General features: G+C 36.7%; 19 protein-coding genes and 1 rRNA gene. 8 read left to right on the top strand and 12 right to left on the bottom strand.

Annotated elements, in window-relative coordinates:
- The 4 genes from BUB91_RS16155 to BUB91_RS16135 form a co-directional block, all read right to left on the bottom strand.
- Window positions 1–201, bottom strand: a 16S ribosomal RNA gene (locus BUB91_RS16155); the annotation flags it as partial.
- An 805-nt stretch (window positions 202–1,006) separates the two neighbouring features.
- Window positions 1,007–2,965: a putative porin gene (locus BUB91_RS16145; RefSeq protein WP_241652634.1), complete on the bottom strand. Its 1,959-nt coding sequence runs from the start codon at window positions 2,963–2,965 to the stop codon at window positions 1,007–1,009.
- A 118-nt stretch (window positions 2,966–3,083) separates the two neighbouring features.
- Window positions 3,084–4,505, bottom strand: a complete 1,422-nt coding sequence (locus tag BUB91_RS16140; protein ID WP_073100306.1) for a RagB/SusD family nutrient uptake outer membrane protein — start codon at window positions 4,503–4,505, stop codon at window positions 3,084–3,086.
- A 10-nt stretch (window positions 4,506–4,515) separates the two neighbouring features.
- Window positions 4,516–7,632, bottom strand: a complete 3,117-nt coding sequence (locus BUB91_RS16135; protein WP_073100305.1) for a SusC/RagA family TonB-linked outer membrane protein — start codon at window positions 7,630–7,632, stop codon at window positions 4,516–4,518.
- 268 nt (window positions 7,633–7,900) lie between these two features.
- On the opposite strand from BUB91_RS16135, the gene BUB91_RS16130 reads away from it, so the two are divergent.
- The 3 genes from BUB91_RS16130 to BUB91_RS16120 all read left to right on the top strand — a co-directional run bounded on the left by BUB91_RS16130 (window position 7,901) and on the right by BUB91_RS16120 (window position 11,969).
- Entirely contained in the window at window positions 7,901–8,503 is a 603-nt protein-coding gene (locus BUB91_RS16130; RefSeq protein ID WP_073100304.1) for a ribonuclease HII, read from the top strand.
- A gap of 66 nt (window positions 8,504–8,569) precedes the next feature.
- The gene (locus tag BUB91_RS16125; RefSeq protein WP_073100303.1) at window positions 8,570–11,065 is read left to right on the top strand and encodes a hypothetical protein; all 2,496 of its coding nucleotides are present in this window, start codon (window positions 8,570–8,572) and stop codon (window positions 11,063–11,065) included.
- A gap of 262 nt (window positions 11,066–11,327) precedes the next feature.
- Window positions 11,328–11,969, top strand: a complete 642-nt coding sequence (locus tag BUB91_RS16120; RefSeq protein ID WP_128759375.1) for a TapB family protein — start codon at window positions 11,328–11,330, stop codon at window positions 11,967–11,969.
- On the opposite strand, the gene lipB is transcribed toward BUB91_RS16120, so the two are convergent.
- Together lipB and BUB91_RS16110 are read right to left on the bottom strand one after the other, a co-directional pair.
- The gene (lipB, locus tag BUB91_RS16115; RefSeq protein WP_073100301.1) at window positions 11,970–12,671 is read right to left on the bottom strand and encodes a lipoyl(octanoyl) transferase LipB; all 702 of its coding nucleotides are present in this window, start codon (window positions 12,669–12,671) and stop codon (window positions 11,970–11,972) included.
- A gap of 72 nt (window positions 12,672–12,743) precedes the next feature.
- Window positions 12,744–12,896, bottom strand: a complete 153-nt coding sequence (locus BUB91_RS16110; protein WP_073100300.1) for a YqaE/Pmp3 family membrane protein — start codon at window positions 12,894–12,896, stop codon at window positions 12,744–12,746.
- Window positions 12,897–13,096: 200 nt separating this feature from the next.
- Between BUB91_RS16110 and lysS the strand changes: the two genes are divergently transcribed.
- A complete protein-coding gene (gene lysS / locus BUB91_RS16105) occupies window positions 13,097–14,791 on the top strand; it encodes a lysine--tRNA ligase (protein ID WP_073100299.1) in 1,695 nt (564 codons plus the stop codon).
- Window positions 14,792–15,491: 700 nt separating this feature from the next.
- Complete coding sequence (locus BUB91_RS16100; RefSeq protein WP_073100298.1) at window positions 15,492–15,989, top strand: hypothetical protein; 498 nt, start codon at window positions 15,492–15,494, stop codon at window positions 15,987–15,989.
- A 162-nt stretch (window positions 15,990–16,151) separates the two neighbouring features.
- Here the strand turns inward: BUB91_RS16100 and hemL are convergent, their stop codons facing one another.
- From hemL to BUB91_RS16085, 3 genes are read right to left on the bottom strand one after another with little or no spacing between them, the layout of a single operon-like run.
- A complete protein-coding gene (gene hemL / locus BUB91_RS16095) occupies window positions 16,152–17,441 on the bottom strand; it encodes a glutamate-1-semialdehyde 2,1-aminomutase (RefSeq protein WP_073100320.1) in 1,290 nt (429 codons plus the stop codon).
- Between the two features lie 2 nt (window positions 17,442–17,443).
- Window positions 17,444–18,277, bottom strand: coding sequence for a glucosaminidase domain-containing protein (locus tag BUB91_RS16090; protein ID WP_073100297.1), 834 nt, complete (start codon window positions 18,275–18,277; stop codon window positions 17,444–17,446).
- 5 nt (window positions 18,278–18,282) lie between these two features.
- Entirely contained in the window at window positions 18,283–19,230 is a 948-nt protein-coding gene (locus BUB91_RS16085; protein ID WP_083557988.1) for a 1-aminocyclopropane-1-carboxylate deaminase/D-cysteine desulfhydrase, read from the bottom strand.
- A gap of 677 nt (window positions 19,231–19,907) precedes the next feature.
- Between BUB91_RS16085 and BUB91_RS21075 the strand changes: the two genes are divergently transcribed.
- Both BUB91_RS21075 and BUB91_RS16075 read left to right on the top strand, forming a co-directional pair.
- Window positions 19,908–20,069: a C1orf53 family protein gene (locus BUB91_RS21075; RefSeq protein ID WP_164917870.1), complete on the top strand. Its 162-nt coding sequence runs from the start codon at window positions 19,908–19,910 to the stop codon at window positions 20,067–20,069.
- An 85-nt stretch (window positions 20,070–20,154) separates the two neighbouring features.
- Window positions 20,155–20,706, top strand: coding sequence for a DUF4136 domain-containing protein (locus BUB91_RS16075; RefSeq protein WP_073100295.1), 552 nt, complete (start codon window positions 20,155–20,157; stop codon window positions 20,704–20,706).
- A gap of 38 nt (window positions 20,707–20,744) precedes the next feature.
- Here BUB91_RS16075 and BUB91_RS16070 read toward each other — a convergent pair whose 3' ends face one another.
- Window positions 20,745–21,497, bottom strand: coding sequence for an enoyl-CoA hydratase/isomerase family protein (locus BUB91_RS16070; RefSeq protein WP_073100294.1), 753 nt, complete (start codon window positions 21,495–21,497; stop codon window positions 20,745–20,747).
- Window positions 21,498–21,608: 111 nt separating this feature from the next.
- Between BUB91_RS16070 and BUB91_RS16065 the strand changes: the two genes are divergently transcribed.
- Complete coding sequence (locus BUB91_RS16065; RefSeq protein ID WP_073100293.1) at window positions 21,609–23,360, top strand: aromatic amino acid hydroxylase; 1,752 nt, start codon at window positions 21,609–21,611, stop codon at window positions 23,358–23,360.
- Here BUB91_RS16065 and BUB91_RS16060 read toward each other — a convergent pair.
- Together BUB91_RS16060 and BUB91_RS16055 are read right to left on the bottom strand one after the other, a co-directional pair.
- Complete coding sequence (locus BUB91_RS16060) at window positions 23,352–23,963, bottom strand: DUF4230 domain-containing protein (RefSeq protein ID WP_073100292.1); 612 nt, start codon at window positions 23,961–23,963, stop codon at window positions 23,352–23,354. The two genes, BUB91_RS16065 and BUB91_RS16060, sit on opposite strands and share 9 nt — an antisense overlap.
- A gap of 82 nt (window positions 23,964–24,045) precedes the next feature.
- A complete protein-coding gene (locus tag BUB91_RS16055) occupies window positions 24,046–24,696 on the bottom strand; it encodes a response regulator (protein WP_073100291.1) in 651 nt (216 codons plus the stop codon).
- Window positions 24,697–24,722 lie beyond the last annotated feature (26 nt).

Here is a 24,722-nt window from a genome sequence, read left to right as displayed (position 1 = left end):
TGATGCCAAATCAATAGACTATGGAGGATTAATCCAAGTTTCCCTGGGCTATACTCCAGTACAAGGCAGATTGCATACGCGTTACGCACCCGTGCGCCACTCGTCAGCAGAAAAGCAAGCTTTTCCCTGTTACCGTTCGACTTGCATGTGTTAGGCCTGCCGCTAGCGTTCATCCTGAGCCAGGATCAAACTCTTCATCGTAGTGTCTTTTATAATATTCCACGATATAAGGAAATTTAATCACTCTCCTTAGAGAGCTCAAAATGGTCGTTCTAGTTTTAATTCAAATACTATCTATCTCTAAATAATACGCGTTGTCAATTCAATATGTCAAATAACTTTCCCTCTTATTAAAGAAGAAACTTCTTGATAGATGCTAAGGAATCGAACCTTAATTTTATTACCAAATCATCTCATTTTCAATGTGCGTTGCTCTCCGTGAAAGCGGCTGCAAATATACAACTCTTTTTGTTTATCAAACAAATAAAATTTGAAGTTTTTTTTAGCCTCTCTACAAGCAACTTTTCTAAGAACTTACCCGCTTTTCTTGTTAAAAAACCGGAGGGCAAAGATACTATCCTTTTTCTATTACCAACAAGCTTTTCTAAAACTTTATTTTATCTATTTAACAAAGAACGTAAAACCGTTTGCTATACCCGATTTTGGAGGCGCAAATATAGAACCAATAACTAACCCGACAAGGGATTTTTTGAACTTATTTGAAATTTATTCCCCAAAACCTTAAAACCAAAGACTTACAACTAACACGTTTTATAATATATCCTTAAAAAGGACTTGTTTTACGCGACTACCACTGGTAGAATTTCCATAAAAAACAGGGAAACCAAAGTCTCACAAACACTTTACTCGATGAAATGCACAAAATGAGATTTAGGTAAAACTCAAGAATAGATGCTTTAGGAATTCATCGACGTGTTTAAATGCTTTTTAAACATCAGAAGGTTTAGAGGAACGAAAACCTGAATCCTTTCTAAAACAGTAAAATCTACAAAAAGAAATTCCATACCAATCCAAATCGCAATGTGAAATCACGATAAGGGTAACCCGGAGCACTGTAGTACTCATTAGGAGACACTAAAGAGTTTACATGTTCAGCAATGAAGAAAATACGTGTTTGACGAACTTTCATATTAAAGAATATATCTAACAATGGGAACTCACCTATTTGCTGATCATTCTGAACATAGAATTCTGCTAACACAGGATCATATGCATTCATCGCATACTTTGTAAAATAATTAAACCTTAGACCGGTTTGAACGAATAAAGACCTCTTGAACCACTCGTCTGTATAATATAATGTATTACGCGTAACAACTTCCGGGACATTTAAATAAGAACCACCTGAACTCACCGTTTGATACGCAACTGTATTATCTAAACCAAACTTACCAAAATGAAAGTCTTTATTGACTTTCACTTTTAAATACGTCACATTATCACCTGTCTGATATGAATTGACAAAACCATCTGTATCCAGGGCGAAATAAGCATAATCTGTAATGTTCACGAAACTAGCAGCTGCATTTAGCCATTTTGATGATTTCATATTGAAATCAATCGAACTCGTTTTTACATTCTTATAATCTTCAGCATTGTACCAATTATAATTCTCATAACTGCTTTGATACAATAAATGATTATAATTAGCAGCACCGGAATTGATATGGATTCCTCCGGAGAAAAACGCTTTATCTTTTAATTGATAACTCGCTTCGGCATCAAAATCAAAACCTGAAAAATCTCCTGTCACATTAGCCTGCGCCTGCCCTTTCAACTGAAAACCTTTATAATACTTCTTATAAGAAGCTCCTGCCGCAATTAAATTACCTTGTAAGAGATTGGGGATCCTGCTATTCTCCTGAATCAGTACAGAATTGTATCCGTACTTATAATAAGTATGATTGACCTGAAAATTTAGAGTACCTAAAAGATTATTAGAATACTCAACAAACACTTTATTATTAAATTCATTAAGATCTGTACGATCTGTCAAATTAGAAGTAACAAATGATTCTCCAAATAAGCCTGTTGCAGGCGAATTCTGGCGGTATTCATAGAACTTATCTTCGTAGTTAAGAATATGCCCCACTTGAATTCGGTTATTATTTATACTATCATTTTGCGGAATCAGATCATAACACTGATTGATATAAAATCGCTGACCATCTAATATACTTTCCGCATCCTCAAAATTCACCGAAAGTCTGGCTCTATCGCTAAATTGAGAATCGTTACTGGCGAAGTTTATTAAAGCCTGATCGGTTAAACCACCGTTTTCTTGATTTAAAAGGTCTTGAGCTACATAATGTGCTTTCAAATCATACCTGCCGTTTTTAGACTGATAATTAAATGCAAACCTAAAATTACCGGTACTGGTAAGCATGTTTTGATATTTACCCAAACTTCGCAATCCTTTATAAGCAATCGAAAAGTTGAATCGCTCTGACTTATTCATCGTAAAAAAGGCATCCAAGTTTTGGCCCTGCGAAAAAACACTTTTATAATACAACTCGGTTAAGGGAGTAGGAACGTTATAATAATAAATATCTTCAACTTCCATATAATTGAAATGCCTTGCTCGTGCACCAAAAACCGGCCTCACCCCTTCTTCTGAAAAATCATGAACCAATGTATTATACGTTTGCCCCTCGTTAGAAAAAGGCAACAAATCAAAGTTATCTTTTCTGAGATAATTGTATTTATAAAGCTTTTTAATAGTTAAAGAAGTGTCTACTATCGTAGTATCATTCTCCACCGAAATAATTTTGTATAAATCTATAGGTGGCCGCTCCTGCTTTTCTTGTTTAGGTGGTCTTACCGAGTTACGCGTGTTTGTAGTGTCACGTGTTGTATCAGTACCTGAGGAAAGCCTCTTTAAAGTTTGCGCTTGCAGCGGCAATACCAGTAAACCGAAAAATAAAAATATTAGAAGATTTCGCATTAATGAAATTTGTGCCAAAAATAGGGTATTTAAACGTAAAGATACAGGTGAAAATTGTAGCATAAAAAAACCACCCTGTTGCGGGTGGTTTTAATTTCATTTAATTTAAATGAACTAATTATCTATTTGCATTTACAGATAGATCAATATTGTCATTAGCATCAATCTCTGTAAGCGGGATTTTTAAGAAAAAACGCTTGTCGTTTGGTACAATAGGATTATTAGAAAGTGTAATACGATGATTTGAAGTTCTAGGCATTCCACGTTGTAAACGCTTTGCATCAAACCATTCAACACCACATTCACCATAGAGTTCTTTTCTTCTTTCTATCAATATCTCTTCCTCAAGAGCCACACCCGTATTATTTGAAGCTACAGCCTCTGGATCTCTGTTTTTTTGCAAAGCATACAACAATGTCCTAGCCCCATTTTCATCACCCTGTCTAAATTTTGCTTCAGCCTCTACAAGTATCATCTCTGGCTTTCTCATCACCACAATATCACTATCAAATGCAAATACAAACTTTGTACTCGTAACTTTTCTATAGTCAGTCAACGTACTGCTCACCCTAAATGTATTCCTAGCATCAGTTTCAGAAAATAGATTATAAAAGTTTTCATTGACAAAAATATTGTTGTAAGCAGGTGTAATAGGATCCATAAATGCAGATGGCGCTACATAATAGTAAGCACTTTGATCACCTGTTTGTGGATTCCCCCATAACCATTCAGGATTATTGATATCAGCAAAACCGTCCCCATAAGAAGATGGATCTAAAGAACCTGCCAAATCACCATCATAGGCAAGGTTTGCTGCACGCTCAGCACCTGCCCAATTCCCCATAACAAGGTATACATTAGCTAAAATCCCGCTGGCAACTTGCTTGTTGATATAAGATTTACCCAAACGATCCGAACTCAATTTATCTACTGCTTCCGTTAGGTCATCCACTATAAACGCATACAATTCCTCTAAGCTTGACATAGGATTACCTTCCAGAGAAAGCTCAGTATAAATTGGTGGAGCTGGTAAGGAGCTATCATAACTATACGTATGTTGATACTCCATAGCCAACTGAAAATAATAAAAAGCTCTTAAAGCCTGACCTTGACCGGATAACTCACGTTTATCAACCTCCGAAAGATCTGAATCCTCAATACCGTTAATCAAAGTATTTGCTTGATTTATCATAAAATATGGAAACTCCCAGTTAAACACAGTGCGTCTATAAGTAGGTTCTCTATTATCATTCGCATAATCAAAACTCCACCAAGAGCTCCCATGAATAAGATCATTCCCTTTGATGGTTCGAGCAAAAAACAAAGAATTTAAACCAGAAGCATCTACAGAGGTAAATTGCCCTCTTGCCCTTCTATTGATTCCCGATATATAAGCCTCCACTCCTTCTCGTGAACCAAAAACAACATCTTCGGAAACACCTTCGGTTGGAGCCGGCTCTTCTAGAAAATCGTCCGCACAACTTGTGAATGCCAATAGCAACACAAGAAGTATCATTTTATAATTAACTATATTTTTCATTTCTTTTTTTTTAAAAATTAAGATTTACACCAAGACTTACGGTTTTAAGTATTGAAGATCTACTGTCTGTGGTACCTGCAAGATTTTGTTCAGGATCAATACCTGTGTGGCTCTGCCAAGTAAATAAATTATCTCCACGTAGATAAAACCTAAGTTTATCAACATAAATTGATTCTGCAACCGATGAAGGCAACGTATAACCCAGTGTTAGCGCTCGTAACCTCACAAAATCATTATCATATAAAAAGCGTGTAGAAGTACCATTAAAATCATTATTGGCGTTTAACAATAAAGGCACATCTGTTACATCTCCAGGTTGCTGCCATCGTGCACTGATATTTGGAGACGCCTGATATCCCGGTCTTGAAAACCCATCCATAAGACTTGCGTAAGAACTATCGTAAAAAGTCCCTCCAAAAGCAAAATTAAACAAGGCGCTAAAGTCAAAATTACCAACTCTCAAATCGGTATTAAAACCACCGGTAACGTCTGGCAATGCTGAATCTTGATAATAACGTCCTGCTTCAGAATAATTTTTGGTTGTAACTTTTTCTCCAGTAGGATTACCATCAGCATCCATCTCGTCCATGTACCACATTCCGTAACCATCCTCTGGGTCAACTCCGGCCCATTCCTGTATGTAGAAATCATAGATTGATTTCCCTACCTCATAACGCTTCGTTCCGTTGATAAAACCATCCTGAGTAAGCTCTGTAATTTCATTTTTAACAAATGCAAAATTAACACCTGCACTCCATTGAACATTTGCAGTCCTGATAATATGCCCGGTTACATTCACCTCAACACCTGAATTTTTAATAGATCCAGTATTTGTAGTTATACTGCTATTTCCTGTAGATATTGGCAGGGGTCGGTCGTAAAGTAAATCTATCGCCTCTTTTGTAAAATAAGCTACTGTACCTTCAATTCTATTCTTGAAAAAACCAAAATCAACCCCCAAGTCTAAAATCGCGGTTGTTTCCCAGGTTAATCTAGGATCTGTAACACCTCCTAGCAACACTCCTGTATTATCAAGCTCGTTCCATCCTGTATCAAACAACTGCAAATACGGAAAATAACCTATACCTTGATTATTCCCTAGCTCCCCGTATGAAGCTCTCAATTTAAACAAACTTAAAACATCACTATTAGCCAAGAAATTCTCATCAGATACTACCCAAGAACCACCTATTGAATAAAAGTTACCCCATCGTGTATCTGTTGAGAAGCGCGTAGAACCATCTCTACGAAAAGAACCTTCCAAAAAGTATCTATCTTTAAAACTGTAAGATAACCGACCTAAATAGGATGTTATTCTTTCCTCATTAACATATCCTGTAATACCTTCAGGCGTTGTAGCACCATTCAAAACTTTAACCCCAGGCAAATAACCGGTACCTTGAGCTCCTAAAGCATCAAACTTATATTGATACGTTTCAAATAAAGCAGTAGCACCTACTTGGTGATCTCCAAACCTTTTATTAAAGTTTAAAGCATTATTAATGTTAAGGGTTGTTGTTATATCTCTATCCTGATCTACGCGACCACCAACACTTGCCGCTGCACCCACTGCATAATTATCATAACCAAACCCATCATTCAAATAATTCTCATAGGAAATATTAGTTTTGAAAGATAAATAATCGGTAAAATCTACTTGCGCAAATCCATTTGCAATTACATTAGTTCTTTTATTGCGTGTTTCATTATTATACAATGCTCCGGCAGCATTCTCATTACCTAGCAAAGGTCTTGTTCCGTTTACATCCTGACCTGTATTAGAACCATAATCATAAATAGGATTTCCAAAATTATCTCTTATAAGCGAACCATCTTCAGCTCTACGATATAAAGGATATATAGAAGAAGTGCTGTAAATCCATTGTATTGAACTTCCAAAAGTACTTCCTGATTGGATAGGCACATTTTGAGTTGAGTTTGAAAGCGAAGTATTCAATCCTACAGTTAACCAATCAGTAACTTTTGATTCCAAGTTAAGCCGTGTCGTGATTCTCTTAAAATCTGATGTTCTAACCGAACCTTGCTGGTCCAAGTAATTAGCTGAAAGGAAGTATCTAGATCGGTCCCCTCCACCAGAGATACCTAAAGTGTATTCATTACGAAGTGAAGTATCTCTTAATATAGCATCTTGCCAATTGGTTTGCCATAACGAGTTAGCGCCAGGAACAAGATTACCATTAGCATCAATAGGTTGAGCAACATTATAAGGATTATAGCCCAAAAGAGGTATTAATTCATTTGATGCGTTCTGACCCGCTAATGCTGCAGTTTGACCGGATACATATTGATTTGCATTTCTTTGAGCTTCCCAAGAATAGCGCATAAAATCATTATTACCAATAACTTCGTGTAAATCTACCGCTGGAGAAGAAAAACCGGTAACTGCTGTTAACGTAATTTTTGGAGCACTATTATAAGATCCTTTTTTAGTGGTTATTAAAATAACACCATTAGCCGCACGTGAACCGTATAAAGCGGTTGAAGAAGCGTCTTTTAAAACGTTCATCGATTCAATCTGATCTGCACTAATGGTATTGATATTACCATTAAAAGGAACACCGTCAACAACTATTAATGGGTCAGCACTTGCATTTATTGAACCTATTCCCCTAATCCTAATCGTAGGATTATTTCCAGGTTGCCCCCCTGAAGTAATTACATTAACCCCTGCAACCGTACCTTGAATTGCCCCAGTCACCGTAGTTAATTGTTGTTTCTCTAAATTTTCTGCACTTAAAGAAGTTACAGACCCTACCAAAGATTTCTTTGTTTGGGTACCGTAAGCAACGACCACAACTTCATCAAGAGCCTCTCCTGCAGTCATCTCAACATTTACTGTTGATGCAACTCCTATTGCTTTTTGTTGCTCTTCAAAACCAACATAAGTAAAAACCAAGGTTTGTCCTTGCTGGGCACTGATGGAATAATTACCATCAAAATCCGTTTGAGTCCCTACACTAGTTCCCTGAACAACAATATTAACCCCCGGGAGAGGCAAATTTTTACCGTCGGTAACTGTACCCGTAATTGTTTTTTGCTGAGCGAAGGTAAGCTGTGTTAAAAACAGTAAACCCAGCGCAAAGCACCACGTAATTTTTGATTTCATAAATTTATTTATTTGAATTAGCCATCGCAAACATCTTAAAAGTTTCTTAGAATTGCAATAAAATTCTTAATACCCTCTTAATTTAACATATCAAATATGCAATACACACTCTAATTTTGCTTGTGATTTTATTGAAAAGACAATCAATTCAATAATTTATTAACAATATTTTAAGAGGTATGTTAAATCATCGAACAGTCTGAATTAGAGCAAAATAACTTATTATTTTATTTTATTCTGATATTTCAATTAAAAGACATTATACTTAATGACCCTAAAACTCCAATCCAAATACAATCTTATTGAATGCGGTACAGATGAAGCCGGTAGAGGTTGCCTTGCCGGTCCTGTAACTGCTGCGGCTGTAATTTTACCGAAAGATTTTAAAAATTTAATACTTACAGACTCTAAACTTTTAACCCATAAATCCAGAGAATCTCTTAGACCGCTTATTGAACAACAAGCTGTGGCCTACGCAATTGCACACGTTTTTCCTAAAGAAATTGACGAACTCAATATTCTTAATGCCTCAATAAAAGCGATGCACCTAGCAATTGAAAAATTAAAAACAATACCTGAGCACATTCTTGTAGACGGTAACAGGTTTAAACCAATTACAAATATTTCGCACGAATGTATCATTAAGGGTGACAGTAAATTTCTTCCTATAGCTGCTGCTTCTATATTAGCAAAAACAGAACGTGATCGCTACATGACGGCTTTGCATATGAAATTCCCTTATTACAATTGGAAAAAAAATAAAGGCTACCCTACTAAAGAGCATAGAGAAGCTATTAGAGCGCATGGTTTAACCCCACATCATCGTAAAAGTTTCAAACAACTACCAGATCAATTAAGTCTGGATATTTAAGAGTTTTTCAACAGCAAAGCCTTACCTAGAGTTCCTATCTTTGTCCAACTTAAAACTGCAACTTAAATGAGGAAACTAGCATTACTTTTTTGTTTACTAACTGTTCTTATTAAATGTGAAAAAGCACCCACTACAGGTACCAGCTTATTGCACCTTATCCCTCAAAAGTCTGCAGCAATCATTAGAATACCATACTGGGAAGACTTCAGCGAAAGCTTAAAAGCGAATGATCCTGCCAATCTTCTTTCTGAAACCAATTTCAGTCAGACATTAATTAAATACAGCGCCCTTTTTAAAAACTTTAAACCGGTTGATGAGACTTATTTATCATTCGTTGCTTTGGGAGATAACGACTACGATCTGGCTTTAATCACAGAATCTAACCCAAACCTTGTCTCTAAAGATTCTGTATTTTCTGTATTTATAAACGCGGTTTCCACATACGACTATGAAGGTGTTTCAATAAATACCATTACCATTAATGAAACTCCACTTCATTATCTGGAGTATAATTCCATTTTTATAGCCAGTACATCTAAATTAATTTTAGAAAATGCTATCCTTCAAAATAACACGGGTCGCGATCCTATAGATGCTTCTTTAGAGAAAATGATCAAGACCAGTAACGCACAACGCGCTAACCTGTATTTGAAAGGTTCTAGATTTAAAAAACTTTTTAGAACTATACTACCAAAATTCAAATTCAGTTCTAACGCAACTCCTTTTGAGTGGCTTGCGGTGGATATAGATCTTGAGCAAGTCGAGTCGTTGCAGCTAAATGGAGTTGCTATGACTTTAAATGAAGGCAAGCAAGCATTAGATTTACTAAAAAACCTGAATCCGGGACAAGCCAAGATTGCTGGTATCACGCCATCTACAAGCCGAGGATTTATAAGTTTTAACTATTCTGATTGGGAGACGTACCGTACAAATCTCGCTGTTTACCAAAATGCAGCTCCTAAAGCGTTTAAAATTCCATTTACTGAATATTTTCAGTCAACTACAGAAACCGGTGTTATTTATAAAGAAAATGAGCAACTCATTGTCTCTACAAGCTCTGATGTCGAGGCTTCAAAAATCAGTTTAGCATCTATTTCCACCGAAAAAGAGAAGTTTAGAGGCACACCCATATACGCGGTTTCAGACTCAACTTTTTTACAAAAAGCTTTTGGTGAATTGCTAGATCCTCCAAGCGTTCATTTTTATAGTGCCGTAGATTCTTATTTTGTTTTTGCTAAAAACCCAACACAAATAAAAGACCTTATAGCGAATTATCAGAACGAAGCCGTTTTAGTAAATACAGCTTCGTTTAGTGCATTTTCAGGTAAAATGAGCGATGAAAGTACACTTTCTTTCTACGGAAACACGAAATCTTTAGCAGACTATTTAAGTGCTAAAGTTGATAAAAAACACATTAAAACTTTAAAAGACATCAATTTTAAAAATTATCCTGAGAGTTTTATGCAGCTTATACAGGCTGATGATTTCACCTATTTAAATGCAGCTGTTCATAAAATTGCTCAAAAGCAGAAGTCAACCCAAATTGTTCAGGTTGCCAGCGTTAAGCTTGATACTGATTTACTTTCTCCTCCTCAAATGCTCAAAAATTATAGAACAAAGGGTCAAGATATTTTGGTTCAAGATATTTCAAACATCTTATATCGCATAAATAGCAGTGGTAAAATTGAATGGAAAAAAGAGTTAGACGGACCGATTCTCGGAAAAGTTGAGCAAGTAGATCTTTATAAAAATGGAAGGTTACAGTATGCCTTCACGACGCCTTCTCATTTTTATATTATAGCCAGCGACGGCGATATTGTAAAACCTTTTGACATTGAGTATACCGACAAAATAACGCAACCTCTCGCTGTCTTCGACTATGACGGAAGCCGTGATTATCGTTTTCTAATCGTTCAAAATGATAAAATCATCATGTACGATCGTGAAGCAAAAACAGTAGATGGGTTTTTATACAACAAAGCACCTGCTGAAATCCTTCAAAAGCCACAACACATTAGACTTGGTAATAAAGACTACATTTTAATTCAATTAAACTCCGGCAAGCTTGAACTGTTAAATAGACGTGGTGAAACCCGAATTCCTTTAAAGGATCAATTTAAATTTTCTAAAAGCCCTGTTTTTGAAGATTCAAATAGCTTTTTAGTTCTAGAAGCAGATGGGACACCAGTAACTATTTCGCAAAGCGGAAAAACTACCCGACAAAAAACTAAACTGGGGGCTGATTTTCAATTTTCTAAACTTAACAAAACTGAAGCTTCATTAGTTGAAAATAAGTTGACCATCAACAAAAAAAGTCAAGAGATTGAACTAGGCATCTATACCGGATTAAAAATTGTACAAGCTGCAAATAAATATTACATCTGCGTTACTGATCTGCAGGAAAAAAGAGTGTTTGTTTATGATGCTAAGGGTAATTTGCTTCCTAATTTCCCGGTTTATGGAGCTTCAGAAATTGATTTTGGTTCTTTAAAAGGATCTAAAGACTTAGGCTTCTCCACACAAGGTGAGTCAGATAGCGTTATAATCTATCAAATAAACTAGGTTTTAATTCATTAAAAATCAAACTGTTAAACTTACACCTGCACGACCGATTATTTAAAACAATAAGTTATTTTTAACTTATTAAATGGCTCCTCTATGAAGTGTGATTACATATACACTTCATCAAGCTGTTTCCCCTTTCTAATCGAATTAGTAAGCATTAAAAACAGCAATTATGAAAGCTCTGGCCTCTTTTTATCTTTTAACCTTATGTACCTGCACTATTATTTATAGCCAGAATTTATGTTCCGGTTTTAAAAGTTTGAATAAATCCACTTCAATAGTGTTTACTTCGTATGGAACAGCAAACAATCTAATCGCAATAACTGAGTACGAAGTCTCTTCTGTATTTGCAACACAAGACGGGACCCGATTAATTTTAAAAGCGATATTTCCGGAAGAAGACAGTATTTCTGACACCAAGCAAACCTATTATGAGATGGAGTGTAATTCTTCGGTAATACGTATTAATCATAAAAATGTAATCCCTGCATTTATTTTTGAAGAATACAGTAATATGGAATTTAATGCCTCTGAAAGCAGCATCAGCATTCCTGCTAATCCTGAAATGGGTCAAAAGTTAGATGACATCAGTTTTTCTGTAGAAATCTTAGTCGCTCCTATTACCCATAAACTGAGCTATTTTTTAACCGACAGGGTGGTTAAATCTCAAGAGACAATCAATACGCCCGCAGGAACATTTGAGTGTTTTGTAGTAGAAGCAGATTCTAGCATGAAACCAAAAAACAAAAACACCGGAAAAGTGAAACAATGGTTTGCACCTCAAATTGGCCTCGTTAAACAAATTGATTATAATGCTTGGGGAAAAGTAACCAGTGTAAACCTGCTTACAGATTTAAAAACCGGGAGTATTCAGAATGATTCAAAAGTTGAAAGAGAATAATTACTGAATGAATTCGGCTTCAAACAATGCACTGAAATGTTTCAGAAGTTTTTGTTTTAGTTCTTCCTCGTCAACTTCGGCTTTGCCTAACTCAACATTTAAAGAAGTAACCGCCTTTTCTTTAATTCCGCAGGGAACAATATTATCAAAATAACCCAGATTTGCATTTACATTAAAGGCAAAACCGTGCATAGTAACCCATCTGCTGGCACGCACACCCATTGCACAAATCTTACGTGCAAACGGAGTACCCACATCAAGCCATACACCAGTCTCACCAGGCGAGCGTTCAGCTTTTAGACCGTATTCTGCCATAGTTAGAATAATAGTTTCTTCAAGAAACCGCAGGTATTTATGAATGTCTGTAAAGAAATTTTCAAGGTCCAGAATGGGATACCCCACAACTTGTCCTGGGCCGTGATACGTGATGTCACCACCTCTATTTATTTTATAAAATGTGGCCTCTTTAGCTTTAAGCTGCTCTTCAGAAATTAAAAGATTGCTTATATCGCCACTTTTACCTAACGTATAAACGTGCGGATGCTCTACAAATAGAAAATGATTAGGTGTAGCTAGGTTGGTTTGCTCTCTCCTGTTCTTAATTTTCAGATCAAGTACCGTTTTAAAAAGCGCTTCCTGATAGTCCCAGACTTCTTTGTAATCGCGATTTCCCAGATCTTCTAAAACAATCTTCTTATTCATACCGCAAAGATACAATTCATTTTAGGCTGTCCCTTAGATTTAAAACCAAAAATACTTGTGTAGAAATTAAAATTAGCGCTTGTTTACAATAATTAATGCAGCAATAATCCCTGGAATCCAGCCACAGAACCAGAGTAATGTTACAATTAAAACAGAGCCGCAACCTTTATCAAGCACGGCTAGTGGAGGTAAAAAAATAGCTATGATAGCTCTTAGAAAACTCATTTTTTGATTTGATTTATGATGATTGATGTATCTATACGTCATAATTTATAAGCTTTCGTTACAGTTATTGATTTCTCGCTTGCGAGTTGCTATATTTGCGGGCTAAATAAAAAGCCGCTAATCAAATTCTTTAGCGGTACATTTTAATTGAAGGGCAACCTTATAAAAAGTAACTCCACACGGTGGATTAAAGACAGCATATGCAACTTTCAGAACAGGAAATTATCAGACGTGAGAAACTGGCAGGTTTACGCAAATTGAATATAAATCCGTATCCAGCAGATTTATATCCCGTTAATCATACTTCAGCTAAAGTCAAACAGGAGTTTGAAGAAGGAAAAAGTGTAATCATCGCCGGTAGATTGATGTCTAGAAGAATACAAGGTAAAGCCTCTTTTGCAGAATTGCAGGACGCTACCGGCCGTATTCAGGTGTATTTTAACCGTGATGAAATTTGCCTTGATGAAGATAAAACGCAGTACAACGAGGTTTACAAAAAGCTCTTAGACATAGGTGACTTCATTGGTATTGAAGGTGAATTGTTTACCACTCAGGTAGGTGAGAAAACCGTTATGGTAAAAAAGTTTACGGTTTTAAGCAAAGCCTTACGCCCGTTACCATTGCCTAAAGTTGATAAAGAAGGAAACGAATTTGACAAGTTTAACGACCCGGAGATGCGTTACCGTCAGCGGTATGCAGATCTTGTAGTTAATCCCAAAGTAAAAGAAGTTTTTGTAAAGCGCACCAAACTTTTTACAGCGATGCGTAACTTTTTTAACGATAAAGGCTATTTTGAGGTTGAAACTCCAATCTTACAATCAATTCCCGGTGGTGCTGCTGCACGACCCTTTATCACGCATCACAATGCGTTGGATATTCCTTTATACTTGAGAATTGCAAACGAATTATATCTTAAAAGATTGATCGTAGGTGGTTTTGACGGAGTTTATGAGTTCTCTAAAAACTTTAGAAATGAAGGAATGGACAGAACCCATAACCCTGAATTCACTGTAATGGAAATTTATGTAGCCTACAAAGACTACAACTGGATGATGGAGTTTACCGAAAAATTGCTAGAGCACTGTGCCACTGCTGTAAATGGAACTACTGAAGCTACTTTTGGAGAACAAAAAGTGAATTTTAAAGCGCCTTTCAACAGGGTAACAATGACCGATGCGATCAAACAATTTACAGGATTTGATATCACCGGAAAATCTGAAACCGAATTACGCGAAGCTGCTCTGAAAATGGGGCTTGACGTTGATGAAACAATGGGTAAAGGAAAACTCATTGACGAGATCTTTGGCGAGAAATGTGAAGGTAATTTTATTCAGCCTACGTTTATTACAGACTATCCCAAAGAAATGAGTCCGTTGTGTAAGGAACACCGTGACAACCCGGAACTTACTGAACGTTTTGAACTCATGGTTTGCGGGAAAGAGATCGCAAATGCCTATTCAGAATTGAATGATCCTATAGATCAGCGCGAACGCTTTGAAGAACAATTGAGGTTATCTCAAAAAGGTGACGACGAAGCAACCGAATTTATAGATCAGGATTTCTTGAGAGCATTAGAATACGGAATGCCTCCTACTTCAGGATTAGGAATCGGGATGGATCGTCTGATTATGTTTTTAACAAACACTCCTTCTATTCAAGAGGTATTGTTCTTCCCACAAATGAAACCGGAGCGTAAAAGAGTAGAGTTGACTGAAGAAGAAAAAACCATTTTCAGTATTCTTAAAAAAGAAAAAGAAATGACTCTTGACGCACTTAAAAATGCAAGCGGTTTGAGTAATAAAAAATGGGATAAAGGTATTAAAGGTATTACCAAGCAAAAACTCGCTAAAGTAGAAAAAGACGGAGATGCCCTTCGCGTTTCTTTAGTCGATTAAGACCCAATATTTAAACTTAGTAAAGCCCGATTCTAATTGAGAATCGGGCTTTTAATTTTTATATATTGAATTAAGCGTTAGCATATCGTTTAGCAACAATCTCCTTGTATTAAAGGAAAAAAGAGAACAGGATTTAACAGGCTACTATTGTCAATACCTTCATCTCAAAAAACGTACATCCGGGAGACTCAAATTTAATAAACAAGTTATCGTACTCTATTTTAATTTCTTTCACAATCTTAGGAAAGCACTATTATTATAAGTTGAAACAGGTACTAGCTATTTTGAGGTCAATACCTGCACTTGACCTGAAGTATATATGGAGTATCTATAGCTTTGCCACGGGTAGACCTCGGATGAACCTCGGGTGAACCTCGAGTGAACTACGGGTAAACCTTAAACATGCTTGTCGTAATCGCCTGATTTAAAAAGTTCATTGTTGTTCAGAAATAGCTTAAGTGATAACGAGAATGACGATCAACAATAGCGTCAATTTCTGCAAAGCCATCGATGCAAAGAAGTACTACTAATATAAGTCATTTCTCTAGCTTTGTCAATAGGTATTAAAACTTCAATTGAATTGCGTATATCTTCCAGAGAGTAAAAATCTTTAGTACTCATACCAGAGAAAAAAATTAATATCTTTTAAACCTTTTGTCATTATCATAGTCATAGCTATATAACATAAAAATTAAAATATATGAAAAATTTAATTGTAATTGTTGCTTTATTCGTTTCGGTGACGGCTTTAGCACAACAAGGAAATCGTGGGCAGCGCTTTAAAAAAATGATGGATGCTACTCCAGAAGAAATGGCCGAAATGCAAACCAAACGCTTGACTCTTGCTTTAGTTTTAGATGATAAACAACAAAAGGATATTTATGGCCTAGAGCTTGTTGCTGCAAAAGAACGCAAAGTGAACTGGGAACAACGTGCTGCAAAAATGAAAGCGCGTGCTGGAGAAAAACCTTCTGAAGAAGAGCGTGAAGCTATGCGTAAAGATCGCAAAGAAAAGTACGTTGCAATGCTAGATAAGCAAATCGCACATCAGGAAAAAATGCAGAAAATCTTAAATGAAGAGCAGTTTGACCAATGGCGTAAACTAAAAATGAAACGTCACAACCGTATGGCAAATCGCGATGGTAAAAGAGGCGACAGACCTCAACGTCATAGAGACTCAGGAGAAGGTCGTAAATAATACCTGTTTTACTCGATAATCGAGATTAACTACTCCCGAGACTTGCCTCAAGATTAAAAGTATTTTTCTTTTAAAGCCTTTTTGGCTTGTTCAACGAATATTTATAGAAAACAGTAATCCCCGGTTTTAACCGGGGATTACTGTTTTTTAATATACTCACTTCTATTTCAAGTCCGGAGCAACCTTTGCAACAGCAGCAATCGTTGCATCAAGATCTTCGTAGGAGAGCGCGTCGGTAATAAACCAAGTCTCATAAGCACTTGGAGCAATATAAATCCCTTCATTCAATAAACCGTGAAAGAACTTTTTAAAGGTTTCATTAGCGCCCTTAGATGCCGAAGCAAAATCGGTCACCGGTTCAGCTGCAAAATGTACAGAAATCATAGAGCCCAATCTGTTGATGGTATGCACCACATTATGCTTATTTAATGCTTCAGCAATTCCTTTATGCAGATATTCCGTTTTTTCTGAAAGTCGATTAAAGATTTTTTTATCGTTATCAAGCGTAGTAAGCATTGCCAGACCAGCAGCCATTGCAAGGGGATTTCCACTTAAAGTACCCGCCTGATAAACCGGTCCTACCGGAGCGAGATAATCCATAATTTCATTTCTAGCAGCAAAAGCTCCCACAGGCAGGCCTCCGCCAATAACTTTACCAAAAGTCACGATATCTGCGCGAACGTCCATCAACTCTTGGACGCCTCCCGGTGCCAATCTAAAACCGGTCATCACTTCGTCAAAAATGAGTAATGCACCGTGGGCATCACACAACTCGCGTAATCCTTGTAGGAAGCCTTCAGCAGGAGGAATACAGCCCATATTCCCGGCGACAGGTTCTAAAATAACCGTTGCGATTTCATCTGTATTTGCTTCAAATAGTGTTTTTACCTGCTCTAAATTATTGTATTCAGCAAGCAACGTATCTTTTGCAGTCCCCTGAGTTACACCCGGGCTATTAGGCGAACCAAAAGTTACCGCACCACTACCCGCCTGAATCAAAAACGAATCAGAATGGCCATGATAGCAACCCGCAAATTTTATGATTTTGTCTCTTTGGGTAAATCCACGAGCGAGACGCACTGCGCTCATACACGCTTCCGTTCCGCTATTTACAAATCGAATTTTATCAATCCCCGGCACCATTTTAACCGCCAGTTCTGCAATTTTCGTTTCGATCTCAGTAGGCATTCCAAAGGAAGTTCCTTGTTGTGCTTTTTCGACCACCGCATCAACAACCGGTTGATATGCATGTCCCAAAATCATAGGTCCCCAAGAGTTGATATAATCAATCAGTCGGTTTCCATCTTCATCGTATAAATAAGCTCCCTTAGCTTCTTTTACAAAAATAGGATCTCCACCTACTGCTTTAAACGCTCGTACCGGTGAGTTAACTCCGCCGGGAATTACTTTTTGTGCTTCGGCAAATAAAGCACTGCTTCTTTTATAAATCATCATTAAAATCCATTATACTGTGGGGTCACATTCAACTGCTGCCCTATGCTTATCGTATTGTCACGTAAGCCATTATTCTTTTTCAATTCATCTACAGTAAGATTATACATCCTAGAAATACTATAAAGTGTTTCTCCCTTTTTTACTGTGTGCAAAACCACCTTATCCTTAGGTTCTGGTTTGTATTCTTTTACTTTATTTCCTAAAACTTCAGCATCATAATTATACATCGCATAACGTTCTATGATTGAAATCAGTTTTTCAGGATATTTTCTATCTGTAGCATAGCCCGCTTTGCGCAAGCCTTTTGCCCAGCCTTTATAATCATCAGGATCCAGATCAAAAAGATCTGCATATCTGCTTCTACCAGTTAAAAACAACGAGTGATCTCTAAACGAATATTTAGGATCGCGGTATTTTCTGAAACACTCTCCTTTTTCATCGTCGTCGTGGTAGACTACAGCTCCCGTCCAATTATGACATTTAATCCCAAAGTGATTATTCGCCTTTTTTGTCAAATTACCATTACCGGCTCCACTTTCTAAAACAGCCTGTGCCATAGTTATACTCGCCGGTATTTTATACAGACGCATCTCTTCTTTAGCTATCGGAACAAAATGCTCAATATAATCTTCTACTTTATCAAAGGGAGCATACTCATAAGCTTTCTCAGTCTCTCTTGAAGTCTCTGCAGGAGGCGTGCTTCTATCAGAGCGCGGTGTTTCTGTAGCTCTCGATGAGCGTACACTTACCTTTCGCTTTGCCGCACGTTTACTTCCGCCACACCCTACCAGGAATGCACTTATTAACAGAACAGCACCTATTTTTTTAATCATAATTTTTAGACAATAAGAGATTGACCTTTTCTTTTCAGTTTTTCATTCATACCGGCAATTCCTTGCAAGCCTCCTGTATGAACCGCTAAAATACGGGTATTTTCAGAGAAAAACCCACTCTCAATTAGTTCTGTAAGACCATACATCATTTTACCTGTATAGACTGGGTCTAGTTGAATACCGTGCTTTTCTTTAAAGGAGTTTATAAAGCTAATTAGTGCAGAATTCATCTTTGCATATCCTCCAAAATGATAATCACTTATCAACTGCCAGTTGGTTTTTGAAGTATATTTTTTGATCTCATCAGTAAGGAAATCACCTTTTAAAGCAGGAAAACCGATAATTTTTTGATGCGGAAGACTACCTTCTATAATTCCTGCAATCGTTCCTCCCGTTCCTACAGCGCAAGCAATAACATCGTAACTCGAGGTATCTGAATTTAATATTTCGGTGCAGCCTTTAACAGCTAAATCATTTGTGCCACCTTCAGGAATTTCATAGAAATCACCAAATTTAGTTTTTAAGCTTTCGCGAAAAGAAGCCGTCTGCTTATTGCGGTATTCAGACCGAGTCACAAAATGAAAGTGCATTCCACATTCATAAGCAAACTTTAAAGTTCCATTCTGCTGAAGGGTTTGTAATAAATTCTCACCTAACTCTTCGCCACGAATAACACCTAATGTTTTAAAACCACACAATTCACCAGCTTTAGCCACTGCTGCAATATGATTGGAATAAGCTCCTCCAAAAGTCAATAAGGTTTCTTGCTTTTGATTTTTTGCCGCTATCAAATTGTATTTAAGCTTTCTAAATTTATTCCCGGAAACCACATTATGAATAAGCTCCTCTCGTTTTACAGCTAATTCGATAGTACGACCTCCTCTACTAAACCCCGCTAATTCTTGAACTTGCAATAAGTTAAAATCATTTTCAAAAAAACTTACATCTATCATTTTACGTTTCTGTAATGCAAAAGTAAACTCGTGGATAGAAACACACTAATAAATGATTTAGAATCAACTAGCATACACCATAGCCAAAACAACAGATTCAATCCTAAAATACTTATTATCAAATAAAATAGAATACCATAAATAAGCTACTTATAATGCAAATGTTATTTTGGCAGAAGAATTCAATATACGCAGATTGTAATGAGTTTCTGGTGCACAATAGGGTGATTTAACAATAGTTTAAAAATGAATTCTAAGTTAAAACCTTAAAAAAGCCCAAAACGACCTTTGCTTTAAATAGCTTAGGTTGTTTTCATTTGCATAAGCTTCCCGTTCAAAACTGATGGCTCGGTAGGCTTTATCTTTTGATTTCAGGCGAATGAGATGAATACAAAATTCTAGTGCATACCAACTATAAAAAGGCACAATCAGCAATTCTAGTTGTTGCCTAAGATGAATCTTTTCGTGATTCAAAAAAACCTTGTCATTTTTTAGAGTTTCAGTCTTTAAAAAGATGAATGGCCAGACCGCACAACCCGAAAATTTAGTAAACAAATGCTTCGTGCATATATAAATCGCCATAAGTAACTTATAATTGTATCAAATATACAATCATAACCTATATTTTAAACATTCTTTAATGCAAGAGAAGCAATTGTTTTTATAACTTTATTTTAGTGAGTTCTTTTAAAAAACCCATACCGTTAGAAGACGGCGATTATTATTTAACACCAGAAGGCTACAGGTGTTTCACAGAACAGTATCATTTGAAAAGAGGATATTGTTGCAAAAGTGGCTGCAGGCATTGCCCGTACGGTTTTGATAAAAACAGAGACTAAATCACTGATTATGGTATAATTGTTGAGACTATTTTAGTAATTCATTAGAATCTCGGCTTATTCAAAAACACTAAATAATATCCTTATGAAAAATTTAAAACCTTTAGTCCTTATTGCTGTTATTGCATTCTTCTCAGCGTGCAGCTCAGTACGTGTTGCTTCTGACTACGATCAGAGTGCAGACTTTACAAACTATAAAACCTTTGCTTTCTTTAAGCCTGGTATAGATGAAGCCGAAATTTCTGATTTGGATAAAAAACGAATTTTACGTGCGATTGAAACCGAAATGCTCGCCAAAGGTTTTGTAAAATCTGAAGACCCTTCTATGCTGGTTAGTATTTTCACTACTGCTCAACAACGCGTTGATGTTTACAACAACTACGGTTGGGGCTGGGGAGCCTGGGGTCCTTGGGGGCCATGGGGACCGTGGGGCGGCGGTTTTGGAAACACTGTATCCAGAACTACTGAAGGAACTTTATATATAGACCTTATTGATGCTTCTAAAAAAGAATTGGTTTGGCAAGGTCAAGGTACTGGTTATTTAGCTCGCGATGTTGACCGCAAACAAGAACGTATTAGCGAAATTGTAGGTGAGATTATGCAAGAATATCCACCAAAGCAAATGGCTTCTAATTAAAGGTAGACAATAGAAAAGCTCTCAATTTGAGGGCTTTTTTATGCATATGATTTCAGTTTATTTCTTGTAAATTCTGACAAGACCAATTTACCACTTGTCGTTGCCCGATCTTCTAAAAGTTCTTTCCAACCTTCACTGCCTGACCAAAACATCTTTTTACATTCCATCAATGCTTCGGGATTATACGTTGCTAATTCATTAGCTAATTTATCAACAGCTGCATCGAGGTCTTCTGCTGAATTTAAAACTTCGGCATACAATCCTTTTTCTTTCGCCCATTCAGCTGAATAAAACTCTTGTGCATTTATAGTCATTTGAGAAAATGCTGAAACCCCAATTTTACGAGTTACCGCCGGACCAATCACAAACGGACCTATACCGATGCTTATCTCACTCAGTTTTATCGCTGCATATTGAGAAGCCAGACAATAATCGGCAGCAGCAGCAAGACCCACTCCACCTCCCACAGCTTTACCTTGCACTCGCACAATAGTGAGTAACCTACTTGCGCGCATTGCCAAAATCACTTTAGCAAAACCCATAAAAAAACCTTTACCTTGAGTTTCATTCTCAATAGCAATAAGCTCTTTAAAACTTGCACCGGCACAAAACGTTCTATCCCCACCACTTTTAATCACAAGCACTTTAAGATCAGCATGAGCATCTGCTTTTATTATTTGTTGTTCCAAATCGGTTAAGATTGCTATAGGCAATGCATTATGTTCTGGCGTATAAAATGTAAGCGTACCTACCGCTCCTTCAACATCAAGCTTTACAAATGACTTTGACATATTATTTTTTAACAAACAGAAGTTATTATTAAATATTTCTCAAATTTATAGATATAATTACGATAATTATAAACAGATTCTTATTTTTCTAGTTGAAATATAATTGATTTTATGAGCCCTGTTTTAGATAAAAATATAGAAACTAATCCACTTATTGAGCGGCTACCCGTGCATTTAAAGCAGTTTATAAAACCTCAAAATTATGAGGAGTATACAGCGGTCAATCAAGCGGTCTGGCGTTATGTGATGCGCAAGAACGTGAACTATCTAAGTACGGTTGCTCATAAGTCGTATTTAGATGGCCTGAAACAAACCGGAATTTCGATAGATCATATACCCAATATGTATGGAATGAATCGCATTCTGAAGGAAATTGGCTGGGCTGCAGTAGCAGTTGATGGCTTTATTCCTCCGGCCGCTTTTATGGAATTTCAAGCTTATAATGTTTTGGTTATCGCTTCAGACATCAGACAGCTCGAACATTTAGAATATACTCCCGCTCCAGATATTATTCACGAAGGTGCAGGTCACGCACCAATTATTGCTAATCCTGAATATGCAGAATACTTGCGTCGTTTTGGCGAAATAGGATGCAAAGCGATCTCATCTGCTAAAGACTATGAGTTATATGAAGCCGTAAGAAAGCTTTCTATCTTAAAAGAAGCTGAAGACACACCTCAACAAGAAATCGAGGAGATTGAAGAGCTGGTTGCTTATTTACAGAATAATATGGGAACTCCCAGCGAGATGGCGCTTATACGCAATTTGCACTGGTGGACGGTAGAATACGGACTTATAGGAACTCCTGAAAAGCCTAAGATCTATGGTGCTGGTTTACTCTCATCAATAGGCGAAAGCGCATGGTGTATGACTGAAAAAGTAAAAAAAATCCCTTATTCTATTGAAGCGGCACATCAGGAATTTGATATTACTAAACCTCAACCTCAACTTTATGTAACTCCAGATTTTGCCTATCTCAGCGAAGTTTTAGAAGAATTTGCAAATACCATGGCATTGAGAACCGGTGGTCCGGAAGGTTTACAAAAACTCATTGATAGTAAGAATCTGGGCACAATTGAACTAAGCACCGGCTTGCAGGTTTCTGGTGTGTTTTCTGAAATGATTTTGCATAAAGACAAAGTCTCTTATGTACAGACTACGGGTAAAAGCGCTCTAAGTCATCATGAAAAAGAACTGGTAGGTCACGGTACTAATATTCACAAGGACGGTTACGGCACAGCACTCGGCAAGCTTAAAGGTATCAATCTCGCTATTGAAGATATGAGTCCAAAAGATTTGCAAGCTTATAAAATTTCTGAAGGAAATCTTGTAACTCTAGAATTTGAAGGTGGCATTAGCGTAAGTGGCAAAATAATTACCGGCACTCGAAATCTAAAAGGAAAAATTATTCTCATCAGTTTTGAGAACTGTACCGTTAAGCACAACGATCGTTTACTATTTAGACCCGAATTTGGCATCTACCATTTAGCTGTGGGCAAAAAAATCTCATCGGCATTTGCTGGGCCCGCTGATTTTAAATCTTTCAATTTATTGCAGCATCAAATTTCATCAACTACGGCAAAGGCTTCAACAAATGCAAAGCGCCAAGAATTAGAATCGTTATATCTGGCAGTTCGTAATTACAGGGAAGGTAAAGACACTCTATTTTCTCCGCAGGCTGTTTTCGATATTTTAAAGAAAAAACACGAGAACGACTGGCTACTTTCCGTAGAGCTTTATGAGTTAGCTAAAGAAGATAATAGGGAAGGCTTTTTAAATGAAATAAAAGAACATTTGGAAGACCTGAAACTAAAAAATACTAAAATCAAACATCTTATAGAAGATGGTATTGCTTTAGTCTAAAATCCGCTGTAAGCTTTGACTGTTTTCTATTGGCGTGGTGTTGTATTTTAATGTCCAGCCCAATGTATTGGTCACGACATAAATATTTGACAATTCTGCAACTAGTCTATTTTGCGCATTAGCCGGCAATTCTGAAGCCTCTACCTTTTTTCTAATGCTACGCATTACGCGTTTTTTGATTGTATTGTAATCTGAAGCTTCAAACTGATTCAAGTAATCCTGAGACACATCATAATATTCAATATCTGGATTGATGTTGATTTCAGGCTTTGGGATTTTAGTTATGGTAATCGTTTTAGCTTCGGCATCTACTTCTGTTTCCAAAGCTCTTAAATCGTAAGAAATCGTGACTTTAGCATTGATCACCACAAGCGCCTTTTTATTAGCTGCTACAAGATTGAAGATTTGCTTAGAATCTTTATAGGCAAAAACCTGCGCAAAAGAACCTTCAGTAACAACCAGCTTTCCTACATTTTTTATTTCTTTTTCAATAAGCGAAGTCGCTTCAAGCAATTGATTGCGGCTTTCATTTTTTGCTTCAAAATATTTATAGGTAAAATACCCGAGAATAAAAATCAGAATTACAATAAGGATTTTACGCATAAATGAATTGATAATAGAATCTGCTTCAATTTATCTATTAATTCTGAAAAGGAAACGATAAGCTGCTAAACTTAACAGCATATTATATAATATTATTTTGACGCGCTTTCTCTATAGCTTCAATTTTACTATGTACCTGAAGCTTCTTATATATATTTTCTATGTGTTTACGTATTGTACTGGGAGAGAGAAAAAGGTTCTCTGCAATACGGGTGTAGCTCAACCCTTTACTCAACTGCTCTAAAACTTCAATTTCGCGCTTGGACAAAGAAATCTCTTCACGCGCTTTCCAGTTACGCATAGAATCTGGATTGCGAAGTAATTTAAGTGTTCGCATTGCGATTGATGGATTCATTGCTGCCCCACCAGATAGGGTTTCTTTAATTGCTTTCTCTAAAACATCTGGAGTGGTTTCTTTTAGCAAATAACCATCTGCACCAGCTTTAATGGCATTAAAAATATGCTCATCATTATCAAATACCGTAAGCATAATGATTTTTATCTGCGGAAATTTTTGCTTTACAAGTGCCGTTGCTTCAATACCATTGAGAACTGGCATTTCAACATCCATCAAAATCAGGTCGATATTTGAATCCTCTTCAAGGCAGGTCATTAACTCTGCACCATTTACTGCACTAAACTTCAAACTGAATTCTTTAAAAAAAGAGAGTTTTTCTGCCAATGCCCGAGCGAGAAATGGTTTATCGTCTGCAATTGCAATTTTTGCCAGCATACTTAAAGTTTGTAGATTAAAAAATC

This window comes from Leeuwenhoekiella marinoflava DSM 3653 (assembly GCF_900129005.1).
GTDB classification, from domain to species: domain Bacteria; phylum Bacteroidota; class Bacteroidia; order Flavobacteriales; family Flavobacteriaceae; genus Leeuwenhoekiella; species Leeuwenhoekiella marinoflava.
This window is presented reverse-complemented; position numbering and strand designations above follow the sequence as displayed.